The 19,248-nt window shown below is 69.0% G+C and carries 12 protein-coding genes; 2 read left to right on the top strand and 10 right to left on the bottom strand.

The features are described from left to right. The first annotated feature begins 217 nt into the window (after positions 1-217). Both BM394_RS16040 and BM394_RS16035 read left to right on the top strand, forming a co-directional pair. On the top strand, positions 218-1,795 hold the full coding sequence (locus BM394_RS16040; RefSeq protein ID WP_092979467.1) for an alkaline phosphatase D family protein: 1,578 nt from the start codon (positions 218-220) through the stop codon (positions 1,793-1,795). A gap of 680 nt (positions 1,796-2,475) precedes the next feature. Then, a complete protein-coding gene (locus BM394_RS16035; RefSeq protein ID WP_092979466.1) occupies positions 2,476-4,068 on the top strand; it encodes an alkaline phosphatase D family protein in 1,593 nt (530 codons plus the stop codon). A 124-nt stretch (positions 4,069-4,192) separates the two neighbouring features. Here the strand turns inward: BM394_RS16035 and tsaD are convergent, their stop codons facing one another. The 10 genes from tsaD to BM394_RS15985 all read right to left on the bottom strand — a co-directional run bounded on the left by tsaD (position 4,193) and on the right by BM394_RS15985 (position 19,134). Further along, positions 4,193-5,260, bottom strand: coding sequence for a tRNA (adenosine(37)-N6)-threonylcarbamoyltransferase complex transferase subunit TsaD (tsaD, locus tag BM394_RS16030; RefSeq protein ID WP_092979465.1), 1,068 nt, complete (start codon positions 5,258-5,260; stop codon positions 4,193-4,195). Beyond that, positions 5,257-5,805 (bottom strand): ribosomal protein S18-alanine N-acetyltransferase, encoded by a 549-nt coding sequence (gene rimI / locus BM394_RS16025; protein ID WP_092979464.1) that lies wholly within the window; start codon positions 5,803-5,805, stop codon positions 5,257-5,259. Before rimI ends, tsaD begins: the two co-directional genes overlap by 4 nt. Beyond that, complete coding sequence (gene tsaB, locus BM394_RS16020) at positions 5,802-6,506, bottom strand: tRNA (adenosine(37)-N6)-threonylcarbamoyltransferase complex dimerization subunit type 1 TsaB (RefSeq protein ID WP_092979463.1); 705 nt, start codon at positions 6,504-6,506, stop codon at positions 5,802-5,804. Before tsaB ends, rimI begins: the two co-directional genes overlap by 4 nt. Positions 6,507-6,648: 142 nt before the next feature. After that, complete coding sequence (locus tag BM394_RS16015) at positions 6,649-10,482, bottom strand: glycoside hydrolase family 2 TIM barrel-domain containing protein (protein WP_092979574.1); 3,834 nt, start codon at positions 10,480-10,482, stop codon at positions 6,649-6,651. A gap of 250 nt (positions 10,483-10,732) precedes the next feature. Further along, positions 10,733-11,902, bottom strand: a complete 1,170-nt coding sequence (alc, locus tag BM394_RS16010) for an allantoicase (protein WP_092979462.1) — start codon at positions 11,900-11,902, stop codon at positions 10,733-10,735. Then, positions 11,899-13,272, bottom strand: a complete 1,374-nt coding sequence (gene allB, locus BM394_RS16005; RefSeq protein ID WP_092979461.1) for an allantoinase AllB — start codon at positions 13,270-13,272, stop codon at positions 11,899-11,901. The genes alc and allB overlap by 4 nt, the downstream gene beginning before the upstream one ends. Positions 13,273-13,706: 434 nt before the next feature. Beyond that, positions 13,707-14,831 (bottom strand): glycerate kinase, encoded by a 1,125-nt coding sequence (locus BM394_RS16000; RefSeq protein ID WP_092979460.1) that lies wholly within the window; start codon positions 14,829-14,831, stop codon positions 13,707-13,709. Between the two features lie 211 nt (positions 14,832-15,042). Then, the gene (gene gcl / locus BM394_RS15995; protein ID WP_245780239.1) at positions 15,043-16,719 is read right to left on the bottom strand and encodes a glyoxylate carboligase; all 1,677 of its coding nucleotides are present in this window, start codon (positions 16,717-16,719) and stop codon (positions 15,043-15,045) included. Positions 16,720-17,033: 314 nt separating this feature from the next. Then, positions 17,034-17,912, bottom strand: coding sequence for a 2-hydroxy-3-oxopropionate reductase (locus BM394_RS15990; protein WP_092979458.1), 879 nt, complete (start codon positions 17,910-17,912; stop codon positions 17,034-17,036). 424 nt (positions 17,913-18,336) lie between these two features. Continuing rightward, the gene (locus BM394_RS15985) at positions 18,337-19,134 is read right to left on the bottom strand and encodes a hydroxypyruvate isomerase family protein (protein WP_092979457.1); all 798 of its coding nucleotides are present in this window, start codon (positions 19,132-19,134) and stop codon (positions 18,337-18,339) included. Positions 19,135-19,248 lie beyond the last annotated feature (114 nt).

Below are 19,248 nucleotides of genomic sequence, written 5' to 3'. Positions count from 1 at the left end.
TCGTCTAGCACTCTACCGGGACGAGTGCCAACCTTCAACACGACCCTGCCGAAAACCCCGAATCCCCCGCTCGACATACCCCGAACGAGCGTCTCACCCGGATACCGGTCGACATCGACTCACGCGCCGTTCAGGCTTTGCTGGCGAAATATACGAATAAAGCTCACTTTTGTGCGGCACGCTCTCCCGGCACGAATCCGTTCGACGAGAGGACCACATGAACTCACCGGCCGGACCCCCGAACTGGAATCGTCGGAAACTGCTGCTCGCGTCGGCCACCGCGGCCACGACGCTGGGGCTGGGAAGCGGCGCGGCAACGGCCCGCACGAGCGCCGCCCGGAACCGCGGCGACCCCTTCACCCTCGGCATCGCCTCCGGGGACCCCGACCCGCAGGGCTTCGTACTGTGGACCCGACTCGCCTACGACCCCCTCGCCGACGACGGACGCGGCGGGATGCCCGACCGGACGATCGATGTGGACTGGGAGCTCGCCGAGGACGAACGATTTCACCGCATCGTGCGACGCGGTACCGCGCGTGCCATGCCGGAGTGGGGGCACTCGGTCCACGTTGAACTCGACGGACTGCGCCCGGGGCGAGAATACTTCTACCGGTTCCGCACCGGCGGACACCTGACCCCCACCGGCCGCACCCGCACCACACCGGCCGCCGGTTCGCTGAGCCGACCGCTGACCGTGTGCACCGCCTCCTGCGCCGCTTGGGAACACGGCTACTTCACCGCCTACCGCAGGATCGCCGAGGACGAACCGGACCTGGTGCTGCACCTGGGCGACTACATCTACGAACTGGGACACCTGCAGTATCCGCTGCTTTCCGGAATAGCCCGCTCGGTCACCGGATTCCAGGCCGACAACCTGGCCGAGTACCGCAGGCGCTACGCGGAGTACAAGACCGATCCGGACCTGCGACTGGCGCACCGGACGGCGCCGTGGGTGGTGATCTGGGACGACCACGAACTGGACAACAACTGGGCGGGCGACGACCCGGAACTGCCCCAACCGGATTTCGAGCGACGTCGGGCCGAGTCCTTCCGGGCCTACTACGAGAACATGCCGCTGCGCGCGAGCAACCGCCCCCAGGACACGGACATGCGGCTCTACCGGCGCATCCGGTGGGGCGGGCTCGCCAACTTCCACATGCTCGACACCAGGCAGTACCGCGACGACCAGACGTGCGGCGGACTGGTCGGACCCTGCGGCACCGAGTCCGACCCGGAACGCAGCATCACCGGTGAACGGCAGGAGAGGTGGCTGCTCGACGGACTGCGCCACTCCCGAGCCAGGTGGGACCTGCTGGGACAGCAGGTGATGTTCGCCCACCACGACACGCTGGACGGCCCGCTGACCATGACCAACATGGACAGCTGGGACGGCTACACCGCCTCACGCCGTCGGATCACGGAGGGCTGGCTGGCGGCAGGCGTGCGCAATCCGGTGGTGCTGACCGGCGACATCCACGAGCACTACGCGGCCGACCTGAAACGCGACTACTCGGATCCCGATTCGCCGGTGGTCGGTTCGGAACTGGTCACCACCTCGGTCGCCTCGGGCGGCGACGCCGAGGACGACGAGTTCACCGGTGATCCGGACAACCCGCACATCCGGTTCCACAGCGGGATGCGCGGCTACCTGCGAACCAGGATCGACGCCGAACGGCTGCGGGCGGACTTCCGGGTGCTGCCCTACGTCTCGCGGCGCGGCGCCGATGCCTCGACCAAGGCGTCCTTCGAGATAACCGACGGTGTGGCCGGACCACGCGAGATCACACCGAGTTGAGCGAAATCCGCTGTCGGGGTGGCGCCGCACGGAGCGTCGCTCGATCGAATGTACACATAGTAGGCATCCGGTCACCCGCCCGGCGGTTGCGAGGTACGAAGTGGATCCCGGTCAACCAGATCGACATGAGAGAGATGCCATCGAAGGGGTGGGTGCGTACACCGTGATCGACTGTGTGCTCTAGGTTGCCGGGTATGCCAGCACCGAGCAGGCCGACGAACCAGCCCTGGAAACGTCGTCCCCGCCCGTCCCGGCCCCCCGGACCACTCGCCCCGCCCCGACGCCCCACGAACCGACGTAACTGAAGCGATCTCCCGGCCGCTCCGCGACCGGGCGACACTTCGACGACTCCCACCGAAGAGCACGGGCGACAGTTCCCCGAAAAAGCTTCCTCGAAAGATTTCCACGCTCCACAGCGGAGTTCCGGAGCGAGAGCTCCGCGCCCGACTCCCTCGGCCCCCGGCGGTGAGTTCCACGCCCGGCCGACCTGATTCCCCGCTCCACCCCGAGCGCCACAGCGCCCCACCCGACGGAAACCCGGTTGAAGCTCGAAAACCGGAGTGTAGGGATCTCGTGACCGAGAGTTCACCCGATTCCAACCGAACGCGGGTGGCTCGGAGGACGATCACGGGCGATGGTGGTTCCCGGATAGTCCTCGAACAACTGTCTGGAGGAGCGGGATGTCCGACTCCACTACGTCCGGCCCCGACAACTCGGTGGGCCGCCGTTCGGTACTGCTGGGAGGGGCGGCCGCGGTCGGCGGTGCCGCGCTGGCGAGCACGGTCGCGGGATCCGCCTACGCCGACGTCCGGGGTCTGCCCGGTGCCGGTGTCGGCAGGCTGCGCGACCCCTTCAGCCTCGGAGTGGCTTCCGGGGATCCACTGCCGACCGGTGTCGTGCTGTGGACCCGGCTGGCTCCGGAGCCGACCGCGGCGGACGGCAAGGGCGGGATGCCGAACCGTCCCTACCCCGTGCGGTGGGAGATCTCCGAGGACGAGCGGTTCGCTCGACCGGTGCGCAGCGGCTGGGAATGGGCCAGGCCGGAGGAGGCCCACAGCGTCCACGTGGAGGTCGACGGGCTGCGTCCCGGCGCCGAGTACTTCTACCGCTTCCGGGTGGGCAACGACGTCTCACCGGCCGGGCGTACTCGCACCGCACCCCCGCCGGGGCACATGGGCGACCTGACGCTGTGCTTCGCGTCCTGTTCGCACTTCGGTGACGGATACTTCACCGCCTACCGGAGGATGGCCGAGGACGAGCCGGGATTGATCCTGCACCTGGGCGACTACCAGTACGAGTACCCCGCTTCGGATCACGACGTGCGGAAGGTGCTCGGCCCGGAGACCCGCACGCTGGCCAACTACCGACAGCGGCACGCGCAGTACAAGACCGACGAGGATCTGCAACTGGCCCACTCGGTGGCACCCTGGCTGGTGGTCTGGGACGACCACGAGACCGAGAACAACTGGGCCGACGAGGTGCCGGAACAACCGGACCCCGATTTCCTCGACCGGCGCGCGGCGGCGTTCCGGGCCTACTACGAGAACATGCCGCTGCGGCGGAGTTCCCGTCCGAGGGGGATCGACATGCGGCTCTACCGGCGCATCCGGTGGGGCGGGCTCGCCAACTTCCACATGCTCGACACCAGGCAGTACCGCGACGACCAGGCCTGTGGTGACGGGTACGGCATCAGTTGCGAAGACCGTTTCGACCCGAACCGGAGCATCACCGGCGAGCAGCAGGAACGCTGGATCATGAACGGTTTCCGGAACACCCGTGCGCGCTGGGACGTGCTGGGGCAGCAGGTGTTCTTCTCCAAGTTGGACCTCGACAGCGGGCCCGGCGAGGGATACAACATGGACGCCTGGGACGGCTACGTCGCCAATCGGGACCGGATCGCGCACGGGATGGCCAACAGCAACGTGCGCAACGGTGTGGTGTTCACCGGTGACGTGCACCGGCACTGGGCCGCCGAGATCCGTGACTCGCACGACCACCCCGACTCACCGCCCGCGGGCACCGAGTTCATCACCACCTCGGTCACCAGCGGCGGTGACGGCAGCGAGGACGCCCAGCAGGGCGTGCTCGACGACAACCCGCACGTGAAGTTCTACAAGGACCGGCGTGGCTACGTCCGCACCAGGTTCAGCGCGGACGAGCTGCGGGTGGACTACCGCACGCTGGACCACGTCACCGAACCCGGCGCGCCCGCGCGGACGGCGGCCACCTTCGTGGTCGACGACGGGGAGCCGAAGCTGCACCGGCGGAATTGATTCCGCCGTCGCGACCGCGTGATCGCGGTCCGGTGCGGACTCCTGGTCCGTGAGCGCGGTTGGGACGTGTGCTCCACGGGAGCCGCGTCCCAACCAAGCGGCAACGATTCAGCGCGGCACCAGGTCAGCGCAGCACCACGGTGTCCACCGACATCCCGGGGTTGGCCGACAGTCCCAGCGGGGAGGGTTCGACGCGGTTGGCCAGCACGTGCGCACCCACCGCGGCGATCATCGCGCCGTTGTCGGTGCACAACCTGGGACGCGGCACCCGCAGCGTGATCCCGGCCTCGGCGCAGCGTTCCCGTGCCAGCCCGGCGAGTCGTGAGTTCGCCGCCACCCCGCCGGAGAGCACAATGGTGTCCAGTCCCAGCTCCACCGCGGCTCGCACCGCTTTCTCGGTGAGCACGTCGGCTACCGCTTCCTGGAACGACGCGGCGATGTCCGCGATCGGCAACTGCTTGCCCGCTTCGCGCGCCTGCTCCACCCAACGCGCGACAGCGGTTTTCAGCCCGGAGAACGAGAAGTCGAACTTCGCGTCCCGCGGTCCGGTCAGGCCGCGCGGGAAGGCGATCGCGTTCGGGTCGCCCTCCCGGGCCATCCGGTCGATCGGCGGGCCGCCGGGATACGGCAGGTCCAGGATGCGTGCCACCTTGTCGTACGCCTCCCCCGCGGCGTCGTCGATGGTCGAGCCGATCTCGGTCACCTCGTCGGCGACCCCGGCCACCGACAACAACTGGGTGTGCCCGCCGGAGACGAGCATGGCCAGGCAGCGGGACGGCAGCGGCCCGTGCTCCAGGGTGTCCACCGCGACGTGACCGAGCAGGTGGTTGACGCCGTAGAGCGGAACCCCCAGCGCCGCCGCGTACGCCTTCGCCGCGGACACCCCGACCATCAGCGCACCGGCCAGTCCCGGCCCCGCCGTCACCGCGATCGCGTCCACATCGGACAACTTGATGCCCGCTTCGTCCAGTGCCCGCCGCGCCGTGGGCTCCATCGCCTCCAGATGGGCCCTGCTCGCGATCTCGGGCACCACACCGCCGAACCGCGCGTGCTGTTCCACGCTGGAAGCCACCGCGTCGGCGAGCAATCGCACCGAGCCGTCCGGTTCGAGTCGGACCAGCCCGACACCGGTCTCGTCACACGAGGTCTCGATACCGAGCACGATCCGGCCGGGGCCACCATCGGTACTCATACCGCTCCACCTTCCTGCTCGGCCGTACGCTCCCGGCGCCACATGGTGTAGGCGTCGGCGCCGGACGGCCGGTAGTAGCGCTCGCGCTTGCCGACCACCTCGAAACCGTGCTCCCGGTAAAGCGCGATCGCGGAATCGTTGTCGGTCCGCACTTCCAGGAACACCTGCGCCCGCTGCTCGTCCGCGCGAACCAGCAGCTTGCGCAACAGTGTCCTGCCGACTCCTTTCCGCTGGTGATCCGGGTCCACGGCGATGGTGTGCACCTCCGCCTCGGCACGCGGCGGCCGAGCCACGAGGGCCAGTCCGGCGTATCCGATCAACCGGTCCGCGGCGTCGTAGGCACCCACGTAGTAGTCCCCACCGTCCAGCGCGGCGGCGAAGGCGTGCTCCGACCACGGATCGTCGTCGGGGAACAGCAGTTCTTCCAGTTCGGCGCAGCGCGGGAGATCGCGGCTGCGAAGCTTCGCGACGAACGGTTCGGACGTCTCCGCCGTCGTACCGGCCTCACCGGGGCGCTCGTTCCCGGGGTACTGGCTCTCGGTCACGTCCTCCCCCGCTCGGCCGTCACGGACTTCGGCGGTCCCGGCGCGGCAGCGTCCGGCCTGCGCAGGTACATCGGCACCAGGGGCCGGGGATCCGCTCCGGCCACCACCTCCGCTCCGGCCACCGCCACGATGCCCTCGGGGCTCGGATAGGCGGGCTCGACCACCTCGAGTCCCAGGTCGGGGGCGTGCAGCGCGGCCGACTCGCCCGCGGCGGCCCGGACGTGCAGCCCCTCCAGGCGCGTGGGAAGTTCCTCGGGCCGGTCCACGGCGGGCTCGGTCAGCCGCTCGCGCACGCCGTACGACTTCCTGGAGCCGTAGGCGGCCCAGTACACCTCGCTGCGGCGGGCGTCGGTGAGCACCAACAACGGCGAGTCCCCCTCGGTCCGCGCCGCTATGGCGTCCAGGCTGCTTACGGGATACACCCGGGTCCCGGAGGCGTGACCGAGCGCCGCGGCCGTGACCATCCCGACCCGCAGCCCGGTGAACGGCCCCGGACCGGCGCCGACGACGATCGCGTCCACCTCACCCAGCTGATGGCCGCCTTCCGCGAGGACATCGAGCAACTGCGGTGTGAGTAGTTCACCGTGGGCGCGAGGATTGACCGTTACGCGCTCGGCCAGCGAGTGCGGCCGAGTGTCCGCGAGCTCGACCAGCCCCGCGGTTACCGCGGGAGTCGAGGTATCCAACGCGATGACGAGCACAGTGGTTCAGAATACTTCAACCGCAGGTCATCGCCCTCAACGGGTCGGGGATCGCGCGCACCGCCCCCGACGTGCGGCGGGGCCGCCGGGCCGGTGGGATTCCGGCTCGACGGCCCCGTCGGGAAATCAACGCCCACGCGCCTCACCTTCCGGTGGGGCGCAGCATCACCGAGTAGGTGTGCGGGCGGTCGGCACGCACCCGGTACTTGTCCCGCACCGGGTTCGGCGTGTCACCGAGGCCGGTGACGGCATCGGCGACGTGCAGCGTGATGAACGGATCCTCACGCAGCTGGTAGGCGAAATCCGTGCGCTCGGCGTTGGAGTACCGGTCGGCGGAGACCGCCAGGGAATCCCCGGAGACCGACAGCCCCGCGTGCTCGCCGGAGAGCTTCACCCACTCGGTGTCGACCTTGACGCCGTTGTCCTGTGGCGGCAGGAAGTCGAACCACTGTTCATCGACCGTGGAGGACCAGCGCCCGATGTGCTGCGAATCCTTGCGATCGGGGTAGGACTCGCCGGGTCCGCGGCCGTACCAGGTCATGTCGCCGAACGACTCGGGCACCCGCAGCGACATCCCGACCTTGGGCAGCCACGGCAACGAACGCATCCGTTCGCCGTAGGCCTCGACCCGGTGCTGGAGCTCGATGCCTCCGGAGGAGTCGATCCGATACGTCCAGCGGCTGTCGAAACCGTTACCGGAAACGTCGGGAGCCGAGGAACGGGTGCGCACGACCACCTTCGCCTTCCCGGACTCGGAGCGGCTCAGCCGAACCGAGCGAACCTCGGTCTCCAGCCGGTCCAGTCCCAGCTCCCGGAACTGCGCCTCGGGGTTGACCCCGCTCCAGTTGCTCCACTCGTTACCGGTCGGCGGCCGGAACACGTCGAGCTCGGGACCGCCGAGCAACCGCTCGGTTCCGTCGGTGGACAGCGAACTCAACGTCCCCTGGTCGCGGTCGAAGGTGTACCGGAAATCGGCACCCCGCACCCGGACGTCGTCGGCGGCACGTCGCACCGAGAGCGACTTCGCACTCCGGTTCCGCTTCCGGTCGGCACTACCGGGAGCGGCAGGTGCCTGTTCACCGCCCGCCGCGAGCTGTTCGGAGGCGATGGTGTGCCCCGCCGGGATGCCGCGGGAAGCTTCCCGCGACTTGGCGGTGAGCACCAGGAAGCGCTCCGTTTCACCCGCGCTCGGCAGGTCCAGGTCGACCTGTCGGCTCTCGCCCGGCCCCACGGTCGCGTTCACCGGACCGGCTGCCACCTCGCGACCGTTGGACATCAGCTTCCACCGCAGGTCGTAGGCGTCGGTGCTCAGGGTGTGGTTGAGGTTGCGCACCACGAACCGGCCGTCGGCGGCATCGGTGGCCCCGTCGACCGTGTCGAACCGGATCGGCGCGTGGCTGTAGGCCAGTTGCTTGAGCTCCGGCTGCGGAGTGCGGTCGGCGTTGACCAGACCGTTCACCACGAACTGCGAGGACCCGTAGGTGTCGTGCTCTCCCGCGCGTCGCTGCTCGTCAAAGTCGAGCGCGAGAGCCGCCCGCCGCGCCGGGTCGGCACCGGAGGAGATGTCGCCCGGTGACAGCGCACTGTCGTAGACGCGGGCGTTGTCGACCACGGCGTGCGCGGTCCGCCCGGCGAAGCTGTCCCGGTGCTTCTCCTGGTTCCGGCCGACGGTGACGGTGTACATGGTGTTGTGCGCGATCTCGCCGTCGTAGGACTCGGCCGCCACCTGCTCACCGTCGAGGAAGAGCCGCACCTGTGAACCGTCGTAAGTGCCGGTGACGCGGTGCCACTCGCCCCACCAGTCGTCGGGGATCTCCACCCTGGCGGTGTGCCAGCCGCCCTCGCCGTAGACGAAGAACTCGACGTGGTTCCGATCCGGCATCTGCAGTGCCCACTGCTTGTCGCCCTTGGCCAGGAAGGTGTTGGAACCGTCCCAGGACAACGGCTTGACGCGGACGTCGAGCGTGACCTCCTCGCCCGTTATGCCGAGCTTCGGGTCGCGGTACGCCTGCGCCCAGTCGTCCATTCCGGACAGTTTCAGCGCCTTGCCCTCCACGCCCTTCACCAGTGAGGGGTTGCCGTTGACGTGTACCGGGATGTCGTTGCCCGAAGAGTCGGGCAGCATCCGGCGTTGTCGCGACAGGCCCTGATCGACCCAGTCCCACACGAATCCGCCCTGCAGGGCGGGCTCGCCGCGGATGGTCTTCCACATGTCCTCGTAGTGCCCGAGGCTGTTGCCCATGGCGTGCAACCACTCGCCCATCACGACCGGTTTGGTCCCGGTGCGGGCGATCTCCTTCAGCGCACCGGGCGAGGGATAACGCGGTCCGGCCACGTCCGCGAAGGGCGCGTCACCGCCGTGGTTGTTGGCCTGGTGGTAGAGCAGCCTGGTCGGATCGACCGCGCGGGCGTGCTCGGCCATGTCGTAGTGGGCCTCGCCGAGTCCCGCCTCGTTCCCGGTGTCCCAGATGATCACGCTCGGGTGGTTCTTGTCGCGCTGCATCATCGCGTCGAACCGATCCGCGAAGGCGGCCTGCCATGCCGGGCGGTCGGCGAGGCAGTCCCGTTCGGGCTCGGCCGAGCAGTTCTCCCGGTAGTGGGTCTCGGTGTCGACCTCGTCGGCCACCAGCAGACCGTTGCGGTCGGCCAACCGGTACCAGTACGGATCGTTCGGGTAGTGCGAGGTCCGTACCGCGTTGATGTTGTTGCGCCGCATCAGGGCGACGTCCTCCCGCTGCCGTGCGCGACTGACCGTGCGCCCGGTCTCGGGATCGTGCTCGTGCCGGTTGACGCCACGCAGGTTCACCGGTTTGCCGTTGAGCAGGATCTGCCTGTCCTTCGTGGTGACCTCGCGGAAACCGACCGGCTGCTGGGTGGTCTGCTTGACCTCGCCGTCCGGACCGAGCAGCCGCAGCACCACGGTGTAGAGCGCGGGGTTCTCGTCGCTCCACAACTCGGGGGACTCGATCTCACGGCTGAGATCGATCCGGGCACTGCCACCGTCGACCTTCGTGGCCCCGTCGAGACCGGCCACTCGATCGCCCCCGGGCCCGTGGAGCGCGGCCCGCACGCGGTGCCGTCCGGTGGTGCCGCCCCGGACCGAGCTCAGCTCCACCCCGATGCCGAGTGTCGCGTCGGTGTAGGAGTCGTCCAGATCGGTACGGACGGTGACGTCGGACATGTGGGTGCGCGGTACGCTGTAGAGCCGGACGCTGCGGAAGATCCCGGAGAAGTGCCAGAAGTCCATGTTCTCCAGGTAGCTGCCCGCGCTCCAGCGGTGGACCCGCACGGCGATGGTGTTCTTGCCCGGGTGCAGGTACTGGCTGATGTCGTACTCCGCCGGGGTGTAGCCACCCTGGTCGTAGCCGACGTAGTCGCCGTTGATCCACACGAAGTTGCCGCTGGTGGCGCCCTCGAACCGAAGCAGCTGACGCCTGCCGTCCCAGTCCTTCGGGAGGTGGAACTCCCGGACGTAGGCACCGGTCGGGTTCACGTCGTCGGGAACCTTCGGCGGATCGTACGGCGACACCTCGGAGGAGACGTTGCGGTAGATGGGGTGACCGTGGCCCTGCTGTTGCCAGACTCCCGGCACCGAGATGTCGTCCCACCGCTTGGTGCGGCTTCCGCGCTGCCAGCCTTCGGGGAGTTCGCGGTAGTGATCGGTGTAGCGGAACCGCCACTGCCCGTCCAACGACTTGGTCCAACGGGTGGGGCGGTCCTGTTTCGCCGCGGTGTCCTGGCGTGCGGCGCGCAACGCCTGTTCCGCGTTGTCGTAGGGGCGTAGGTAAGCGTGATGTGGTTGCTGGTTCTCCCCGACCCTGCTCGGGTCCTCCAAGTAGGACTCGACCGTGGCGGGATCGGTGGGGCCGTCCGGTTGCCGTGCCTGCGCCGTGGCGGGCGCCAGCACGACCATGACGGCCATCGCCGTTGCCGAGGCCAACCAGCCCGCGGGACGTAATCGACGCCTCGCGCTCATGAGCACCTCCCTCAGCAACAACACAGTGTGTAATCTTGTTTTTTCGTGTTTGTCACTGTGTTGTTGCTGAGGGATCTTGTCCGATTCGCCGGACGAGGTCAAGATTCATCCCACCGGTACCGCCCGAACAGGGCAGTACCGGTGGGACACGGACACCGGCGGCACAGCGATTTCGCGAGAAATTGACATCCGTACCCGGTGCCCGCGGCTTCCGCGGGGGAGCCGCACGATCGGGCGCGGCGCGCCGAACTCAGAGCAGGGCCGTGAGCTCGGGAGGAAGCGCCGCGTCCTCGGAGATCGGCCTCCGCGCGAGCAGCGTCTCGGCGGCGGCCTCGCCCGGCCCGTCCGCTCCGGTCAACACCTCTCGGGCCTGCACCGGTGGCAAATGGTTGAACCACCGAGCCACCAGGTGCCGCACCCCGTCCTCGGCCGCCCGGCCGTGCAGCCGCAACCGGGCCATCCCGCCGTCCGGGAACACGTCCAGTCGCACGTGGGTGACCTCGGCACGTACCGGCAGCCGGAACCGGTGGCAGGTGTCCGGTCGCAGTCTGGTGCGCGGCAGCAGCTCCGTCCAGGACGCGGGATCGTCCGGATCGTGCTCGCGCGCGTCGCAGCCGGACAGCGCGGCCCAGCCGGGCGCGTTGCCCTTGAAGTGGCTGGTGTCCACCTCGGCGCGCTCCACGGTCCCGGCCGCGGCCAGCCGCACCGAGACCCAGTCGTTGCCGTCGTCCCTGCGGCGTGCTGTCTCCCAGCCCTCACCCATCACGCGGGCCAGCCCGGGAGCGAACAGGTTCGACGGTGAGGAGAAGAACATGTTGCTGCAACCGGTGACCCGGCCACCGTTCTCCAACGCGCCCAGGTCGAAGCGGTCGGAGACCCAGCGCGGATCCGCCACCGGCTCACCGTGCACCCGCAGCCGGGCGATACCACCGTCCGGGTGCATGCACAGCCGGACGTGGGTGTAGCGGTGCGGCGGATCCACGTCGAAGACGTTGCGGGTGTGGCCCTCGACCGGGCTGGGCGGCAGGATCTCCTCCCACTCCGCGTGTTCGAGCTCCTCCGGGTCGGGATACCCCTCGACCGCGCAGGCCTGCACCGAGACCTCCGGCGGATAGTTGCCCTTGAAGAACGAGGTGTCGACGACGAGCCTGCGGATCAGGCCGGGCAGGCCGAGCCGGACGATCGCGTAGTCGAAACCGGGCTCGCGGCGCCTGCGGGTCTCCCAGCCGTCGTAGATCTGTCCCTTGTGGCCGAAGCTGTAGGGCTGGTAGGTGGGTTCCTCGGGCTTGAGGAGGTTCTCCCGCTCGGCGAACAGCTCGTCGTTGGCGTAACCGGCCGATCCGCCGTAAACCCGGGAGGCGAGATCGGGCAACGAGGAACGGTACGAATCCCCGCTCGTGGTGTCCTGGTTCCGGCTCATGCTTCTCCTCGGTTGAGCAACTTGCCCGCGGGGGCGGTCCCGGCTTCCGGACCGGCGATCGGCGTGCCGCGCAGCCAGGTCGAACGCACCACCCCGGCCAGGGCTCGACCGTGGTAGGCGCTCACCGCGTTGCGGTGGTGGAGCTTCTCCGCGTCGACCACATAGGCGTCGTCCGGCGCGAACACGCACAGATCGGCGTCGGAACCGACCGCGAGGGCCCCCTTGGCACGCAGCCCCGAGACCCTCGCGGGGCCCGCGGACATCCAGGAAACGACGTCGGCCAGTTCGAAACCGCGCAACCTGGCCTGGCTCCACACCGCCGACAGGCCGAGTTGCAGGCTGGAGACACCTCCCCAGGCGACGCCGAAGTCGCCGATGTCCAGCCGCTTGAGCTCCGGGGTGCACGGCGAGTGATCGCTGACCACGCAGTCGATGATCCCGTCGGCCAGTCCTTGCCACAGCAGCTCGCGGTTGGCGGCCTCGCGCACCGGCGGGCAGCACTTGAACTGGGTGGCGCCGTCCGGGATCTCCTCGGAGGTGAAGGAGAGGTAGTGCGGGCAGGTCTCCACGGTCGCCCGCACCCCGTCGGCACGTGCCGAGGCGATCATCGGGAGCGCGTCGGACGAGGACAGGTGCAGGATGTGCACGCGGGCGCCGGTACGCCGGGCGAGTTCGAGCACCTGGGCGATGGCCATGTTCTCGGCCCCGCGCGGGCGGGAGTGCAGGAAGTCGCGGTAGTTCTCACCGTGCGCGCTCGGGGCGTGCTCGATGGCGTCGGAGTCCTCCGCGTGCACGATCATCGTCGCGTCCAGCTCGGCGACGATGCGCAGCGCACGCTCCAGCTCCGCGGAGTCCAGCGGTGGGAACTCGTCCACCCCCGAGTGCAGCAGGAAGCACTTGAACCCGTAGACACCGCTCTCGTGCAGCCCGCGCAGCTCGTCGAGGTTGCCGTGCACGGCGCCGCCCCAGAAGCCGACGTCGACGTGCACGTTGTTCCGGGCGACCTCGCGCTTGACCTCCAACGACCCCGCGTCGATGGTCGGGGGCAGGCAGTTCAGCGGCATGTCGACGATCGTGGTGATACCGCCCTCGGCCGCCGCGCGGGTCGCGGTGGGGAACCCCTCCCACTCGGAGCGGCCGGGATCGTTGACGTGCACGTGGCTGTCGACCATCCCGGGCAGCAGCACCTCGTCCTCGGCGAGTTCGACGGTGCGGGCACCCCGCATCGGAGCGTCGAGGGCTTCGACGGCCGCGATGCGTCCCTCCCGGACGCCCACACTGCCGGATACCTCACCGTTAGGACCGATCAACCTCCGCGCACGGAACACGACGTCGAATTCCGGAGCCGAGGAGTTGACGGGTTCGACCACCGCGACTACCTCCCAACTAAATTTTCAACAGAATGTTGAAGCCTATCCCCCGTTCGGTCAACCCCTTCGGCTCGACCGTGCCCACTCGATCGGCGTAGTTGGTTACTCGGCGGAACCTCTCGCACGGCTCTCGCCGCGGGTGCCCCGACCTCGGGTAGCGACGTCCCACCGCCCGGCGATTTCGCGAGAAATTGACGGAGTCGGGGCCATACCGCCGTGCTGGGGTGTCGATTTCGCGCGAAATCGACACCCCTGAGACCGCCGTCGGGAAGCGACCGTGCGGATCGCAGCGCAGGGAACCCCGGTGCGTGAGTCGGATGCGTCGCGAGGCCGGGCCGCCTCGCCGCGTAGGTCGCTACTCAAGAGCGGCCCGACACTCCCAAGGCGCCGACTCACGCACCGGCTACGCAACCACGCTGCCCGAGCCGGGGACATCACAGAAAGTCATCGGCGATGTGCTCGCCTACTCGGTGGAGGAGTGCGGCGGCACCCTCGATGGAACGCGCCGGGTCGGGCTGCAGATGCGCCAGGGCGTAGACCGCCGCGAAACCGCCGTCCCGCAGGCGCTGCCGGGACAGCGAGCACTTGCCCGCCACGGCCACCGTGGGCACGCCCGCCTTGGCGGCGCGCGCGGCCACGGCCGCGGGAACCTTGCCGTGCAGGGTCTGTTCGTCCAACGCGCCTTCCCCGGTGACCACCAGCGCGGCGCCCGCCAGGTCGCGGTCGAAGTCGACGAGTTCGAGCACCACGTCACTACCGGAGCGGAATCTCGCCGACAGCGCCGTCATGGCGCCGTACCCCACGCCGCCCGCGGCACCGGCACCGGGACGATCGGCGGACGAGCCCCCGGTGACGCGGCCGATGACCTCGGCGAACCGCCCCAGCGCACCATCGAGCCGCCGCACCTGCTCCGAACTCGCGCCTTTCTGGGGCCCGTAGACGTGCGCGGCGCCGGAGGAACCGCACAGCGGGTTGTCCACATCGGATGCCAATACCAGGTCCACACCCGCCAAGCGCGGGTCCAAACCGGACAGATCGGCACCGGTGATCCGTTCGAGTCCCCCACCGCCGGGTGCGAGCGGATTCCCGGCGGCATCGGTGAACCGGGCCCCCAACGCGGTGAGCATGCCCGCCCCACCATCGGTGCAGGCACTGCCGCCGACACCGAGCACGATCTCGCTCACCCCGGCGTCCAGGGCGGCGGCGATCAGCTCCCCGGTCCCGTAACTGGAGGCCCGCAGCGGATCGAACTCGCCGGGCGCGAGCAACGCGAGCCCGGAGGCCGAGGCGAGTTCGACGACCGCGGTCGTGTCGCTGACCGCGATCTCCGCGCCCACTCTCCTGCCGGTCGGGCCGGTCACTCGCACGGGCGAGTGTTCGAACCGCCCGGTGGCCAGCGCGGCCCGCACGGTGCCGTCGCCGCCGTCGGCGACCGGGCTGGCGCGGACCGCTACCGAGGGCATTCTGCCGCGCAGACCGGCGACGACCGCCTCGGCGACCTCGGCCGCGGACAGCGACCCCTTGAACTTGTCCGGTGCGACGAGAACATGACCAGTCACAACACGCTCCGCATCTTCGAAAAGAGGGTGCCCCCTGCCAGTTAAGCCCGGCACCGAGGCAGAGGGCACCCCTGGCGTCGACCGTTCGGTCGACCCCGGTCTCGGAACCCGTGCCGCCCCGCCGCCCGTTCGGGTGAGGAGTCCGGGGCGGTGGGCGGCACGGGTGGACACGGCCGGACGGAGTGGCCCGGCCCGACGCGGGGAAACCCGGTCAGCCGACCGGTTCCGGCTCGTTCATCGCGTCGATACGGATCCCGTTGGCGGTATTGGCCTCACGCTCGATCATCACCTCGACCAGCACCGGCCTGCTGGTGGCCACGGCCTCCTTGCGCGCCCACTCGATGGTCTCGCCGAGTTCGGCGGGATCGAGCACGCGGCGTCCGGAACAGCCGTAGGCCTCCATCACCTTCACGTTGTCCGTGCCGTGCTCGTCGTAGTGCAGGTCGACCTCGGTGTTCATGCCGTAACCCTGTTCGGCCATCCGGATCAGCCCGAGGTACTCGTTGTTGAGCATGATGATCACGAAACCGACGTCGTACTGCGCGGCCACGGCCAGCTCCTCCACGAGGAACTGGAAGGAGTAGTCCCCGACCACCGAGACGACCTCGGCCGAGGGCTCGGCCGACTTAACCCCGATCGCGGCCGGAATCTCCCAGCCGAGCGGGCCTGCCTGCCCGCACACCTGGTAGTGCCTGGGCTTGTAGGTGCGTTGGAACTGCCCGGACCAGATCTGGTACAGCCCGATCGCGGTGGTGAAGTAGGTATCCGGGCCGAAGATCTCGTTGATCTCCCGGAACACCCTGGGGGCCTTGATCGGCACGCTGTCGTAGTCGTCCGGCCTGGTGTGGGTCTTCTTGAGTTCGTTGACCCGGTCCACCCAGGAGTGGAACCGGGGTCCGGCCGAGCGACGCCGGGCGGTTTCCAGCAGCGCGTCCAGGAACGCACCGGTGTCGGAGACGACGCCCAGATCGGGACCGAACACCTTGCCCAGCTGAGTGGGCTCGATGTCGACGTGGATGAACCGGCGCTCACCACGGTAGACGTCCAACGCTCCGGTGTGCCGGTCACCGAAGCGCGCACCCAGCGCCAGCACCAGGTCGGACTCCATGAAGGACTGGTTCCCGTAGCGCTGGCTGGTCTGGATACCGGTCATACCCGCCCAGAGCTCGTGGTCCTCGGGGAAGGAACCCTTGCCCATCAGGGTGACCTGCACCGGGATGCCCAGCAGCTCGGCGAGTTCGCGCAGCCGCTCGTGCGCCTCGCCCAACACGACACCACCGCCGGAGAGGATCAGCGGACGTTCGGCCCGCTGCAGCATGTCCAGCGCGCGTTCCACCCGGGGCTGGTGCGGCTCCACCCGGTGAATCGGCAGCGGCGCGTCGATGCTCGGGTCCCACTCGATCTCCTGCCGCTGCACGTCGAGCGGCAGGTCGATCAGCACCGGCCCCTGCCTGCCGGAGCGTGCGACCCGGAAAGCCTCCCGGAAGATCCACGGTGCCTGGGCGGCTTCCTTGACCTGCACCGCCCACTTGGTGACGGGTTTGGCGATGTCGACGATGTCGACCGCCTGGAACGCTTCCTGGTGCAGCTTGTCGGAAACGGCCTGACCGGTGATGCACAGGATCGGCACGGAATCGGCCTGGGCGGTGTAGAGACCGGTGATCATGTTGGTGCCCGCGGGACCGGAGGTCCCGATGGCGACACCCACGTTGCCGTTGGTGCGGGACCACCCGTCGGCCATGTGGGTGGCGCCCTCCTCGTGGCGAACGGTCAGGTGCTCGATGTCGCGGTGTTCCATAGCCGCGTACAGCGGCAGGATGGCCGCCCCGGGGCAGCCGAACGCGACGTCGACTCCCTCGGATTCGAGGACGTCGACGACAGCCTGCATGACGGGAACCTTCGGCATGGTATGCACGACCTCTCCGATGCGGCGGGTTCGCGGCGGCACGGTTGCTCGACGGTGCCGCGGAGTGCGAACCTGCCGTGGTGACACTCGGTGTGGGGGCCGGGACGACAGCGGCCGTCCGAGCCGTGTGGGGTGCGGAGGTCTCCGCACCGCGCGGCACGCGACGACGGTCCGGAGTCCGTCCGCACGTACCGGGGTTGTTCCGACGGGTGGGTGGCCCGGATGCTTGGCGGCGTTGGTGCCACCCTCCCTCGGAAATCGTGCGGCAGTGTTTCGTCCGCTGGGGTTAGCCCGCCTCATTCCCTGCCGCTGAGGCGGGCGATCTGCCGGAACAGCCCGGAGTGATCCAGCGAGCCGTCCCCCTGTGCCACGGCCGCGGCCATGAGCTGTGCGACGAGGCTTCCCACCGGGGTGGCGACGCCGGACTCGCGGGCCGCGCTCTGCAGGATGCCCAGGTCCTTGTGGTGCAGTTCGATGCGGAATCCCGGCTTGAAGCTGCGCTCGCGCATTCCCTTGTTCTTGGCGTCGAGCACCTTGCTGCCCGCCAGTCCGCCGCCGAGCACCTGGAACGCCGACTCGGTGTCGACTCCCTGCGCCTCCAGGAAGGTCAGGGCCTCACCGACGAGCGCGATGTTGCCCGCCACGATGAGCTGGTTGGCGGCCTTGACCGTCTGACCGGACCCGGCCGGGCCGACGTGCACCACGGTTTTGCCCACCACGTCGAAGACGCCCGCCGCGGCGGCGAAGGTCTCCGGATCACCACCGACCATGATGGACAGCGCACCGTCGATGGCGCCCTGCTCCCCACCGCTGACGGGGGCGTCCAGCGCACGGACGCCCTGCTTGTCCGCCTGTTCGGCGACCTTGCGCGAGACCTCGGGGCGGATGGTGCTGCAGTCGATCAGCAGCGCACCGTCCGGGGCGTGCGCCAGCACGCCGTCGTCGCCGAGCACCGCCGTCTCGACGTCCGGTGAGTCGGGCAGCATGGTCACGATCACCTCGGCGTCGGAGACGGCCTCGGCGATGGTGCTCGCTCCCTTGCCGCCCGCGGCGACCAGCTTCTCCACCTTGGCGCTGCTGCGGTTGTAACCGGTTACCTCGTACCCGGCGTCGACGAGGTTGGCGGCCATCGGGCCACCCATGATGCCGAGTCCGACGAATCCTACCTTGGTCATCGTTTCTCCTCTCGTCACTGAAGTCCTCGAGTTCGCTCTCTCCGGCCGGTCGTCGGGATTCGACTACGGAGACGATGTTCGACGGGAGCTGCGGGTTCCCCTGCGGTGGCGTCAATTTCTCGCGAAATCGCCGCGCCCTCGGCGGTGCGGAGCCGAACTCCGACCACCCTCGCGACCCGCACCGCAGCGGGTTCTCCCGTGCGGCGTCGATTTCTCGCGAAATCGCCGCCGCTGCACCGGAACCGTCCGTCGAGAAGCGACCGTGCGGGTCGCAGCGCGGGTGTCCCCGGTGCGTGAGTCGGATGCATTGCGAGGCCGGGCCGCTCGCCGCGTAGGTCGCTACTCAAGAGCCGGCCCAACGCGGCAAGGCGCCGACTCACGTGACGGCTACCCGACCACCGCGCCAGAGCCGACGCAGTCACGCTCAATAGATCCAGCCGAAGCTGTCGGCACTGGTACCGCTGGGCTTGTACTCCAGCGCCACGTGCCCGCGATAGCCGGTCCGCTGCAGCTTGGCGAAGTAGTGGTCGAAGTCCACCTGGCCGGTGCCGGGCTCGTTGCGGCCGGGAGCGTCGGCGATCTGGACGTGCCCGATCCGAGCGGCGTGGTTGTCGATGGCTGCTGCCGGGTCGTCGCCGTTGGCGATCAGGTGGTACAGGTCGAACAGCAGTCGCAGATTGTCCACACCGCCCGATTCACGCACCCGGTCGATGACGGCAACCGCGTCGTCGGCCTTCTTGAGCGGATAGCTGGGGGTGCCGCTGACCGGCTCGATCAGCACGGTGCCGTCGACGCGCGCGGCTCCCTTCGCCGCGACGGTGAGGTTCTCCACGGCCGCGGCGTCCTGCTCGGCGGGCTGTACACCCTCGATCCGGTTGCCGTAGAGGGCGTTGAAGGCGGTGCAACCCAGCCGTGCGCCGATTCCCACCGCCACGTCGACGTTGTCGCGGAACTCGGCGGACCTGGCGGGGTGCGAGAGCACGCCACGGTCCCCTGCGGGCATGTTCCCGGCGAAGAAGTTCAACCCGACCAGGGAGACACCCGCGTCCTCGACGGCGCGGACGAACTTGTCGACCTCTCCGTCGCCCGGAACGGCCTCGGAGAACGGCCACCAGAACTCGATGGCGTCGAAACCGGCTGCCTTGGCCGCTGCCGGCCGGGACAACACGTCGAGCTCGGTGAACAGGATCGACGTGTTGACTGCGTACGGGAAGCGATGCATCCGTGTGCCCCCTTGATTCACCTTTATTTCACAAAGTGAAATTATTATTTCGTACAGCGATAGAATACTGAGTGTCCACGACAGGGTCAACACCCATCGCACCGGCGGGCTACC

The organism is Actinopolyspora lacussalsi subsp. righensis (assembly GCF_900116555.1).
Taxonomy (GTDB): domain Bacteria; phylum Actinomycetota; class Actinomycetes; order Mycobacteriales; family Pseudonocardiaceae; genus Actinopolyspora; species Actinopolyspora lacussalsi.
This window is presented reverse-complemented; position numbering and strand designations above follow the sequence as displayed.

What these genes read in the sequence shown, in the direction of transcription:
- BM394_RS16035 (WP_092979466.1), top strand. Translation starts at nt 2,476, where the DNA reads ATGTCCGACTCCACTACGTCCGGCCCCGACAACTCGGTGGGCCGCCGT.
- alc (WP_092979462.1), bottom strand. Translation starts at nt 11,902, where the DNA reads ATGAGCCGGAACCAGGACACCACGAGCGGGGATTCGTACCGTTCCTCG.
- BM394_RS15985 (WP_092979457.1), bottom strand. Translation starts at nt 19,134, where the DNA reads ATGCATCGCTTCCCGTACGCAGTCAACACGTCGATCCTGTTCACCGAG.
- BM394_RS15990 (WP_092979458.1), bottom strand. Translation starts at nt 17,912, where the DNA reads ATGACCAAGGTAGGATTCGTCGGACTCGGCATCATGGGTGGCCCGATG.
- BM394_RS16015 (WP_092979574.1), bottom strand. Translation starts at nt 10,482, where the DNA reads ATGAGCGCGAGGCGTCGATTACGTCCCGCGGGCTGGTTGGCCTCGGCA.
- BM394_RS16040 (WP_092979467.1), top strand. Translation starts at nt 218, where the DNA reads ATGAACTCACCGGCCGGACCCCCGAACTGGAATCGTCGGAAACTGCTG.
- tsaD (WP_092979465.1), bottom strand. Translation starts at nt 5,260, where the DNA reads ATGAGTACCGATGGTGGCCCCGGCCGGATCGTGCTCGGTATCGAGACC.
- gcl (WP_245780239.1), bottom strand. Translation starts at nt 16,719, where the DNA reads ATGCAGGCTGTCGTCGACGTCCTCGAATCCGAGGGAGTCGACGTCGCG.